Below are 10,637 nucleotides of genomic sequence, written 5' to 3'. Positions count from 1 at the left end.
GTATTATTTAACAAATCCTCTGACAAGGTGCCCGGGTAGTTAGTGAAAGCGTGATCGCCTTTGATTATGAGCCAGACTATGTCCCGGTCATTGATTTCAATTATATTTTTTTCAAAAACAGCCACAACATGCTCTTCGTTCTGAACATCATTCACCAGGATAATCCGATTATCCCACTTCAGACTACTAAGGTCAGAAAGCATAGGTAGCTCACTACTGTTCACTGAAAAACTTATTAAGAGAAAAAGAATTTGAGTTAAGTACTTCATAATTGATTCTTTCGTGGTTTTGTATTAACGATGCTTGTATTGCGATGGGCAGTACCCTCTCGTCACATTATGACTCCGAAGTTTTACATGCTTAGTTGAGCGCCCACTGACCCTTTCACGCCACAGCTTGAAGCTTTTAGCCGTTAAGTGACTACGCATAAATTTGATAACTTCTGACTCTTGCAGCCTGAACTGATGCTCTATCGCTTCAAAGGGAGTTCTATCCTCCCAGGCCATTTCTATAATTCGTGATTGTTCATCCACAAAAAATGACATACAGACGATCCTCAAATTGCTACATATGTCATTTTAATACGCATAAGTAACAATAAAAGATCAACTGCACCTAAAAAAAAGTGAATTTTACCCTTCACCGTTTTTAGAGTTTATCTAAATCATTTAATAACTCAGCGGCTTTATTTCTGATCTTATCCTTCTGCGCTTCTTCCATTTTATTCCAGTTGCGGATAGGAAAACTCATTCTCTGATTTGACGAAAACTTATCATAGTGCTGATCAATGAAATTCCAATACAGACTATTTAACGGGCAAGCATTGAGGCCGAGTTTTTCTTTCACGTTATAGTGACAATTTTTGCAATAGTCACTCATTTTATTAACGTAGTTACCACTGGCAGCATAGGGTTTTGTCGCAATCCAGCCCCCATCAGCAAAAAGTGCCATGCCGCGGGTATTGGGTAATTCCACCCATTCAATGGCGTCTATATATATGCCTAAATACCATTCATCGACTTGACCAGGTGCCAGCCCTGCCAGCAAAGCGAAATTTCCGGTGATCATCAATCGTTGAATGTGATGAGCATAAGCGTGTTCAAGCGATTGCGAAATAGCACTTTTTAAACAATCCATTTTAGTATCACTATTCCAAAACCAGGCAGGTAAGTTTCGCCTGGCATGCAAAAAGTTTTGTTGTGCATAGTCGGGCATATTAGCCCAGTACATCCCTCTCACATATTCTCGCCAGCCTAAAATTTGCCTGATAAACCCTTCTATTTGCGGAAGAGTAATTTTTCCTTCTGCATTTTGATAAGTATTCAGTGCTGCTTGAATCACTTCCATTGGGCTTATCATCTTGCAGTTAAGTGAAAAGCTGAGACGAGAATGATATAAGCTCCAGGCATAAGGTGATGCTGCCGTCATTGCATCCTGGAAATTGCCAAAGTTAGCCAGTTGGTGCTGACAAAAATAGTCCAGCAATACCAATGATTGCTCACGATTAACAGGGTATGACACGCTTGTCGCAACATGTCCTATGGTTTGAATATTGTGTTTTTTTATACGCTCTAAGTAAGCATCAGCAGAATTTTCAAACACCAGCGGCTCAGGAATAAACTTAAGGTCAGATTTTTTAAATGATTGGCGATTATTGGCATCAAAGTTCCATGCACCACCCGCGGGCGCCTCACCTTCCATCAAAATAGAAAAGCGCTTGCGCATATAACGATAAAATTTTTCCATTCTTACATGAGTATCGGCTTTAAAATGATTGGATAGCTCATCAAAAGGTAATAAAAAATGTTCACTGTCTGCTTCAAATACAGGTAAATCTAACTGATCAGATAAGTCAGTTAATTGTGCCCGTAACCTGAATTCATCAGGCCGTTGATAAGCAAAGGTTTCACTGGCATATTCAGACACTAATGTGTGTATGAGTTGGTTAATATCTTGATATTGCGCGGTATCATCTAAGGTTAAGTAACAAACACGATGCCCTTTACTTTCAAGGTACTGAGCCAAGTGAGCCATGGCCGAAAAGAATGCTGTTATTTTTTGAATATGATGCTTAGTATAAGTTGCTTCCTGATGCAGCTCAGCTATTACATAAATAACATCCGGGTCAACACACTCAAACCAACTGTGCGTAGGATTAAGCTGATCGCCCAATATGAGCCTGAGATGCTTTGCCTTCATTAACTTACCTTTCTGTTAATTAAACTTTTACATCATCCTGTTAATTAAACCTTAACATCGTCGGCATCGCTCTGAGCAATACAAAACACTTTGCCAGCAGTTTTTCCATTTCCTGCATCCCCTGCAAAGCCTGACCCCAGGGTTGCTAAGATATACGTCTGACCGTCAATTGCACACTGCCTGAATTATTCTCATACAGGCTCCAAACGTCATTTGGAAAACAGTATAAGTAACCGGCGTTTTTAATCTCCAGGGGTATTTTGTGGTACTGTGCCAACTCGACATATTGATGAGGGCATGCGGTGCCATCATTTTCCACCACCGCTTTTTTGCCGTCATCGTTAGCAATAGCCCCTACCAAGGTAAACCAATTTAAATTTTCCACACGCTTAGTCAGCAAAAAGTCCGTGCAGTTATTGTCGCTTAATCGTTGGTAGGTGTTTTCAAAAGAGCCTAAAAAAGAGCCGGCCGAGCGAATAATATCGCCAATCGTTAATTTGTCATCCTGAGTGCCCTTCCAGTCACAGGTATCATGGCTGTCTTTCCATTCGCCGGTGGCTGAAAACAGATAAGACTGCCCCTTTTCCAGAAATAAGCCCGTTTCATTCCAACGCGTATCGGCAAACACATCGATGGTGACTTGTTCGCCCACCTTAAGTTGTTGAGTGGGGTGGTAACTTGGAAAGTTAATGGGTGAAACTGCCTGGCGCTTTAGAACACTGCTATCAAACATTGCTTTATTGGTTTCGGCAATCAAACCAAAACTGCGAGGCCGTGAACGCATTTTTGAAAACAGTCCGCGGTAAGAGTTATGGATATACCCAACAGGGTTGCCACCCAGACTTTCGACGGCCTCTTTTCTAAAGATCAGCCCAACCGATTCGCTCTCTTTTATCATCCAGCGCAGGGCGATATCCGAGAGATCGGTATTGGCATAGCCGCCACCGACATCCGAATGCACCCCCGGAAACCACACCTCTTTGGCGTCTTTATGTTTGGCTGCATTATCCCAACGGGTGACCGTAAAACTGGAACGCCTTTCATCCAGCGCCATCGCGTGTCGGGCAGTTTTAATGTGCTTACCCAGTACCGTGTTATGAAATTCCCACTTGGTTTTATCGTCGAAAATATTTAATATTTCTAAGTCATTAGGTACGCCTAACGCGCCCACCGTATCCCACGCCCCGACAAATTGGATATCCACCGCTTTGCCTTGATTAAAAAAACGATAGTCTGCCTTTGCCCAACTGGCCTGTTTGGAGTTTTTTACACGATAGCCTTTATCGTAAGCTCGATGCACGCGCTCCCAGGACGCTTTTGAGTTGACTCCTGTTAGGTCTAACAAACCCTTTGCGATAAACCCGGCAAGCGAACGAACCACAAACGCCCCTCGACTGAATCCGTAAAGATAAATCTCGTCCCCCTCCTCATAGTGAGAGGCTAGCCAGTGATACGCACTGCAAATGTGTCGGGAAACGCCTGCCCCAACCGCACCACCAGCAAATTTCTTAATTAACCCGCCTTCACCGCCTACTCCCGGGTGGTAGTAACGCAATTGGGCAATATTGTTGTCATGATCGTAAGGACTGATCGAATTATAAATTTTAACAACATTGGTGGGTGACAGTATGCCATTATCTTCTTGCTCGGGGTTGTTCCAGGTCCCGTCACAGCAAACAATTAACCGTTTCATGGTTGAGTCCCTCTTCAAGTATCCATTAATAATCAATGTTCCATACTTTGATAAAGCACAAAGGGTCAGGTCGAGACATCACCCACCCCCATGTGAACTACTCCCTAAAGATAATACTCTTTAAAGATATAAATCGAACAAAAATCACTCAACAGATTCAAAGCTGCAAAATGCAAGACCTGCACCCCTAGCACCCCTGGTATTTCTTTTTTAGAGTTTGCTTACCCAAACACCTACATCTAACTTTGACTTAGCGGAACCAGCGTAAGACCCGGATATAGGAGGGACAGCTTCAGCCAATCGAGATACGGCTACAGGGATATGATCTGTTCCGACAATATCGCCTATCGTCGGGTCAAACCCTTTCCAGCCTCCCCCGGGCAGATAAACCTCAGCCCAGGCATGAGTGGATCCAATCTGACTGGACATCAGTGGCGCATGTAAATATCCGCTGACAAAACGGGAGGCAAGACCCAGACACTTTACGGCCTCCATAAAGAGCAAGGCAAAATCACGACAAGATCCGGAACCGAGCGACAATGTTTGCTCTGCAGATTGCACGCCGGGTTCTTCTCTGACCTTGTAAACCAATGTTTTGTAGATAGTTTCAGTAAGCCGCTGAAGTAACGTATAGGTTTGAACCTGCTCGCCCGACTTCCATACCTGAAATATCCAGTTATTCAGAAGCTCCCGGGTCTTTTCATCTGGCAATACCCGATAGGGTGACAATAAAACCTGATCTCCCTCGTTATAAGAAAAAGGATAGTTAATAGCATAATCAGCCACTATAAAATCCAATGGAGATTCATTATATTGCTGAATGATGACCTCACTTTCAACAATGAGTTGCTGAGTTGGAGAAGTGAAATTGGCGATAGCCACTGAGTTATCTTCAGCATCGCGATGCCAAAAAATTTGCGCATCGGGTGTAACCTTCAGCACAAAAGATTCGATACGCAGGTCATGACCTTCACGGGGACGCAACAGTAAATGATGCGCGCCAAGCGTCACAGTATCCGAATAATTGTAATAGGTACGGTGAATGATTTTATAACGTTTCATAATGACCCCGAGATGGAAGTTTCTATAGCATCATATCCCAGCAACGTACCGCAACCCAAACCCTTACTGCTATACTGCGTCCTATTCTTCTTATCACGACCTATCTGGGCCTCTATGCCATTTTTAAACCTTGGATTGTGTAATTCTATCCTGCAAGCTATTGATGACCTGGGCTATACAGCCCCTACCCCTATTCAGAAACAAGCCATTCCCATCATTCTTTCGGGTAAAGATCTGATTGCCACCGCTCAAACCGGTACAGGCAAAACCGCCGCGTTTGTTCTACCTATTTTAGAGACCTTTAACCTAGAGTCATTTAACAAAGGGCGTACATTGCGTGGTAAACGCATACGCGCACTTATCCTTACCCCAACACGCGAATTAGCAGTTCAGGTTGCTGCCAGTGTTGCTGCCTACAGTAAACATCTGAACCTTAGCTCTCTGGCTGTTTATGGCGGTGTTGATTCTGAGGCACAAAAGCAGCGTTTAATCGAAGGCGTTGATATTTTAGTGGCGACACCGGGCAGATTGCTTGATCTGGCGCATCAGCGGGCACTGCATTTTGATGAACTTGAAGTACTGGTATTAGATGAAGCGGACAGAATGGTAGATATGGGTTTTGTTGATGATATCTATAAGATCATTGACCGCTTACCCAAAGCCCGCCAGAACCTATTGTTTTCGGCCACCATGACCGACGACGTTCGCGCCATCGCCTTTGAATTTTCTGATAGCAAAACGAGCAGTCCAGCCGTTGAGATATCGACTTCACCCAAAGCCACAACAGCACCCACGATAAACCAGTGGTTAATCACGGTAGATAAAGACACAAAGTCCGCCTTGCTGAGTCATTTAATTAACGAGCAACAGTGGGATCAGGCGCTGATTTTTATCGAGAAAAAACACGGTGCCGCCAAACTGGTCGCACAGCTTGCAAAACGCGGTATTCAAGCCGATGCCATTCATGGTGATAAAAGCCAAGCCATGCGTGAAAAGATTTTAGCCGATTTTACATCAGGCAAACTAAAATACTTAGTCGCCACAGGGGTTGCCGCCCGCGGTTTAGATATTGGTGAGCTTAGCCGTGTTGTTAATTACGACCTACCCTTTAAACCAGAAGAATACATCCACCGCATTGGCCGAACAGGTCGTGCCGGTGCCACAGGTGAAGCTATCTCGTTTGTTGCGATGGGCGATTTTAAAAATCTATGCGCCATTGAAAGCCGTTTAAACCATATAATTGACCGCAAAGAAATTGAAGGTTTTCCGGTGAGAAAAGTGGTGCCCGTTTCAATTTTAAATTATGTGCGCAAAAGCGAACGGTAATCTAAAGCCGCATCAAAACCTAAAAAAGCGTACATGGAAGTGCGTACAGGGTAAGGTCTTACGAGTGTTTTAATTTGTCAGCCAAGCCTGGGCAAATCCTGATAGACTTTCTGCACAACGTCTTTACCATGCTTGCGTTCCAAACGCCGCACAACAAAATGTCCTTTAGCCATATCCTGAAAATGATCCATGAATACTGTATTAATGATGGCGCCTCCTGCAGCACCAATAGCAGGCACGGCCTGAGCTGCTGCCTTTTGTGTTATTTGTACGCTAAATCTCTCTGCAACCTTGGTGATAAATTTAATCAGAAAAGGAGCACCCTTCTCAGTGACGGTTTTAGCTGCCAAAAATTCTGCTGCATCTGCGACCGACTTAGCTAAAGCCGCTCTCACTGCATAGTATCCACTCTCGGTTCCATCATCGGATTCACCAGGTCCGCCAAGTGCGAAAACCTCAAGGCAGGCAAGCTTAACCTCGATATCAGAGATTGACTCCCCTTCGCTTCTGGCAATATCCGCAATTGATCTGAGCATAATAGTGGTCGAAACAGGCAGCTCTACCGCGATAGCAGCAAACCCAAAAAAACCACCCACCCCGCCCGATGTAGCAACGCCTAGCTTGTGCCATATATTTGAAGATGATTCTCCGGGAAGGTCTTTCATAGTAAAGATTGCAGCGTCTGCAGCTTTCATTAATGCCGTTTTAGTGATTTCAACAATGTTTCCTTTCCAATTATCAGGCAGTAAGCCAAAACTTTTCTCTATTGGCGTACCGATTAAATTGGTGACCTTTGCCGCGACTCCGGGGTTTTCCAACAGGTTCTTTGCAGATTGAAGGTCTTTCCGGTCACTTTCGGGAAATGCTATTTCCATGTTTTATCATCACTCCCGTTATCAATGGGTGATTTTAAAAACCTATAAGCCATTGAAAGCCGCTTAAACCATATAATTAATCGAAAAGAAATTGAAGGTTTGCCGATGAGAAAAGTGCTGCCCTTTTCAATTCAGAAAGTAGAAATGTCCTACACGCCGGTGAGATTGCCTATTTATTGCGCTTAGCTTTACCCTTTTTATAGGAACCCTTTAAAAGCTTGCCGAGCGCATCACACGCCGGGTGCTCAGGGTGCTTTTCGAGAACCTCGGCTGCGCGTTGAAGACCTATCGGATATCGTTTTCGTCTGCCAACGCCAACGCCCATTGCAACCAACTTACCCACTTCTTCGTTTAGCAACAGGGCTGCAACGGCATTGTCGTCTGTGGTTATTGGATAATCAACCCAGACATCGATACCTCCACGAGCACCCAGAATCAACCCATCAACCTCCCATAACAAGATGACTTCGACGCGATGGCGCCCTGGTGAATCAAAAGCAAATCCATTCTGGCTCCAGAACAAGGTCGCTTCAGCCTTACGTGACGCCCCCTCTTTTAGCGCTGACACAGGGTGACTTGAACATGCAGCGGTTACTACCGATTTCATATAACGAATAGCGCCTGCCGAGTTTGTCACACTTATATGAGCCGCATGGCCATAAGTATCAATCTGGTCTGGAATTGGGATGCTGGCATCAGATCTGTTGGTCAAAGTCCAACTTGTATTTACCGGCTCGCCTAGTTTAACTCTCGTTTTAAGCTTGATCACAAGCTCAAGATCGCCAGTGTCAAAGAAGTTAACGTCGGATTCGGGAACAGAGATTGAGTTCCCGAAGAATTGCATGGCGCCTGGGCGGACTGCCGGGTCTGGCAGATGTATGAGGTGGCGTTGAACTGTTGCGTTAAACGCCAGATCGATGTCATCAGGAAACGTCTCACCGGCGCCATCCAGTGCGCTAGCGACATTAGGGGTAACGGTCATAATGGAATTATCCGGACCGCTTTCAAGGCTTTGATGAATTTGATTAAAAGTGTGGCCAACTTCATGGGCTGCACTGCGCAAAAAAGCACGGGGATGATCTTTTTGTAACTCGTCTTCGGCAATACCGTACTCAACACCATCTCCTGACGGATAGCCATCATGACTATGCGTAACGGCACCTTCACGGCCAATACTGTTAACGTCACCACCGCTACCAATACTGTCAAACATCCAACCACGGCTGCATCCCAGGGTTGCCGGAATAGCAACAAGATAAGCCTTCCAGCGAGAATCCAGAATATCAGGATCATAGCCAGGCAAAGAGTCCATCAGGTCATGCATATTGTCAAAATTTGGATTCCAGCAGGTATCAGGATCTTGGACACCAACCAGACTAGCGGGCAGTGCTACAGCTGTGTCGTCGCGAGTGACACTCAAATGCCAACCTGCGGTAGCGAAAATGCTCGAGAAATCTTCAGTACCGGTACCGGAAGAAGCGGTCACGGGTTGAGGAATAACCGCACCCTCCAGTCGTTGTACTTGAAGTTCGGCGCGACGAAAAAATGGCGAGACCCACTCCAGCCTGATGTTACCTAGTTCGGTGTCACCGCTGTATAGCTTGCCCTCAAAGTAATCAACTTTATCAGTTTCTTTGAACTGCATCCGAATTGTGCGATCGGCTACAGACGGAAAGGAACCATCGAAACCGGAAGCAGGATGAACATAGAAGAACTCGTCGAAGGTTAACGAAAAATTACAAGGCCTTCCAACGAACCCTATAGAAGTAAGTTGAGCAGACACACCCTGAAGATATGAGTAGTACCTATTGCGCGGATAGATGGGGATAGTCTTAACCGGTGGTCGTTTAGCGGGGCCAACCGTCGGGGCTTCGGGTTGCCGGAAGCCAAAGCCGATACTCTGAACGTCCTCGCCGATAGTAAGATGTCCCCATCGCTGCTTGTACTTTTGGGGAATCCGATAGTATTTGAGAGGAAAGATAGTGTTGAACTTGTACAGATCGGCACTAACAATAATCTCGCTCCCCTTTTCTTCGAAACGCATTGTCCCTTTGTAGCTTGTAGCAAAGAGTGTCGGGCGAAGCCCTGGCTTTGGATAAAATGTTAAACGATAGCAGCCTTGCAGAGGCTTAATGGAACAGCGCTTAAAGAGCTTCGCTTTTAAGTCCAGGTCAGGGGCTGTCGGTTGCAGATCATCGAAGAGTCTCGGGATTAGATCCGCAGTGGGAACTGGAAATCTTCCAATGCGCTGATCAAATTCATTGCGGTTTTTCATCGTCATTACGCCTTATGAGTATTGGCAGGTAATCCCCTCACTGTTAGCGGAATTCACTGGATCAGTTGCGCCCTCAGGCAGTCAACTGCAGCCATTTTTTAAACGCAAGAAGTATCAGATACCTCAGCGCTAAGCCTCACTGGATCAAATAGTTCGCTTAACTACTTATAACCATCTTTACAAGTTCCGTGCCAATAGCCCGCATAACCTAATGAGTTGAAATAAATGGAAACTTCCAATATAGCCTCATCGTTTATTTACCCAAGCGGGTCAAAACATCCCCACCATCCTCAATAAATAATTACAATAATTCTATATTTTATTTAAAAATCAATGGGTTTCTATTTTTCTAGCGGAACAGGCAGGGTGGGGTATAAATAACCCGCCTATTGCGGGATAAAACCAAGTTATTCTCATCTATTTAATAACAACTAAAGTAAACATGCCTTGCCATTGGTTTATGCTTGGCCATTAACGCGGCCGATAAGAATTACTGAGGCTTATTTACTTAAGAAAGCTCATTATGTGCCAGACATTATTTACTGCTAACTTTGCGGCCTTTATTTGTAAGAGTCCAAATAACTTCACCTGTTTTGTTTTTGTTACCTATGCGAACATACTCATTTTCCACAAGACGAACTAATATTTTCCAGGCTTCTGATTCTGAAAGATTTGAGTCTTTACAAAGCCCAGGCAACGTACGCCATGTGTATTTCGCGTTAGCTAAAGCAGTAATTAATGATTTTTCGTCATTTGATAACTCGCTACTAACAGCATTTAATTCGCTTTCTGATGGTGTCTCTTCAGTTTCTTTATCGATCACGGCCTGCATTTGAGACTTCATTTTTGCGGAAAATCCAGCGCCACTAAACTCAGAGAATTTATCTAAGTTTGCGAACGCCAACCCCAGCGCTCCTGTTAGGATAGCAAGCCCCATCTCTGTTGGTTGTTGAACAACACCGAAGTATGTTGAAACAAAGATCAGGGAGGTTACCGATAAAATTTTAAGTACATTGTTCAAATTAGGAATCCACTTTTTCATAATACCAACGCCCCGGGGGGTTGTTTGCCGAAGTCCTTGATGTACGATTCAAGACCCAGTCTCTAGTATATACGTAACAGCTGAAGAACGGGCCGGAAAACATAATCTAATCATGTGTATGTACATAGGATCAAATTCACATAGGGTTAGGTCTTGTAGTTTGAC

9 protein-coding genes and 1 pseudogene are annotated in these 10,637 nt (G+C 44.5%); 1 reads left to right on the top strand and 9 read right to left on the bottom strand.

Features of this window, described 5'->3' with window-relative positions:
- The 6 genes and pseudogenes from ABY436_RS07280 to ABY436_RS07255 all read right to left on the bottom strand — a co-directional run.
- Window positions 1-269 (bottom strand): hypothetical protein (locus ABY436_RS07280; protein WP_372738328.1); only part of this gene is annotated, 269 nt, incomplete at its 3' end.
- Between the two features lie 24 nt (window positions 270-293).
- Window positions 294-545 carry a TIGR03643 family protein gene (locus ABY436_RS07275; protein WP_372738327.1) on the bottom strand — a complete coding sequence of 84 codons (252 nt, stop codon included), beginning with the start codon at window positions 543-545 and terminating at the stop codon, window positions 294-296.
- Between the two features lie 103 nt (window positions 546-648).
- Window positions 649-2,199, bottom strand: a complete 1,551-nt coding sequence (locus tag ABY436_RS07270) for a cryptochrome/photolyase family protein (protein ID WP_372738326.1) — start codon at window positions 2,197-2,199, stop codon at window positions 649-651.
- A 51-nt stretch (window positions 2,200-2,250) separates the two neighbouring features.
- Window positions 2,251-2,313, bottom strand: a pseudogene (locus ABY436_RS07265) (DUF2256 domain-containing protein); the annotation flags it as partial.
- A 31-nt stretch (window positions 2,314-2,344) separates the two neighbouring features.
- Complete coding sequence (locus tag ABY436_RS07260) at window positions 2,345-3,892, bottom strand: DUF2235 domain-containing protein (RefSeq protein WP_372738325.1); 1,548 nt, start codon at window positions 3,890-3,892, stop codon at window positions 2,345-2,347.
- A 210-nt stretch (window positions 3,893-4,102) separates the two neighbouring features.
- Window positions 4,103-4,954 carry a transglutaminase N-terminal domain-containing protein gene (locus tag ABY436_RS07255; RefSeq protein WP_372738324.1) on the bottom strand — a complete coding sequence of 284 codons (852 nt, stop codon included), beginning with the start codon at window positions 4,952-4,954 and terminating at the stop codon, window positions 4,103-4,105.
- Between the two features lie 114 nt (window positions 4,955-5,068).
- Here ABY436_RS07255 and ABY436_RS07250 point away from each other — a divergent pair, with 114 nt between their 5' ends.
- A complete protein-coding gene (locus tag ABY436_RS07250; RefSeq protein WP_372738323.1) occupies window positions 5,069-6,280 on the top strand; it encodes a DEAD/DEAH box helicase in 1,212 nt (403 codons plus the stop codon).
- A 77-nt stretch (window positions 6,281-6,357) separates the two neighbouring features.
- Here the strand turns inward: ABY436_RS07250 and ABY436_RS07245 are convergent, their stop codons facing one another.
- The 3 genes from ABY436_RS07245 to ABY436_RS07235 all read right to left on the bottom strand — a co-directional run bounded on the left by ABY436_RS07245 (window position 6,358) and on the right by ABY436_RS07235 (window position 10,472).
- The gene (locus ABY436_RS07245; RefSeq protein ID WP_372738322.1) at window positions 6,358-7,155 is read right to left on the bottom strand and encodes an EcsC family protein; all 798 of its coding nucleotides are present in this window, start codon (window positions 7,153-7,155) and stop codon (window positions 6,358-6,360) included.
- A gap of 169 nt (window positions 7,156-7,324) precedes the next feature.
- Window positions 7,325-9,430, bottom strand: a complete 2,106-nt coding sequence (locus ABY436_RS07240) for a hypothetical protein (RefSeq protein WP_372738321.1) — start codon at window positions 9,428-9,430, stop codon at window positions 7,325-7,327.
- Window positions 9,431-9,965: 535 nt separating this feature from the next.
- On the bottom strand, window positions 9,966-10,472 hold the full coding sequence (locus tag ABY436_RS07235; protein WP_372738320.1) for a hypothetical protein: 507 nt from the start codon (window positions 10,470-10,472) through the stop codon (window positions 9,966-9,968).
- Between the last annotated feature and the right edge of the window lie 165 nt (window positions 10,473-10,637).

It is taken from the genome of Neptunomonas sp., assembly GCF_041601355.1.
GTDB lineage: Bacteria > Pseudomonadota > Gammaproteobacteria > Pseudomonadales > Balneatricaceae > Neptunomonas.
The sequence above is the reverse complement of the archived record's forward strand: the minus strand, read 5'-3'. Positions and strand labels throughout refer to the sequence as shown.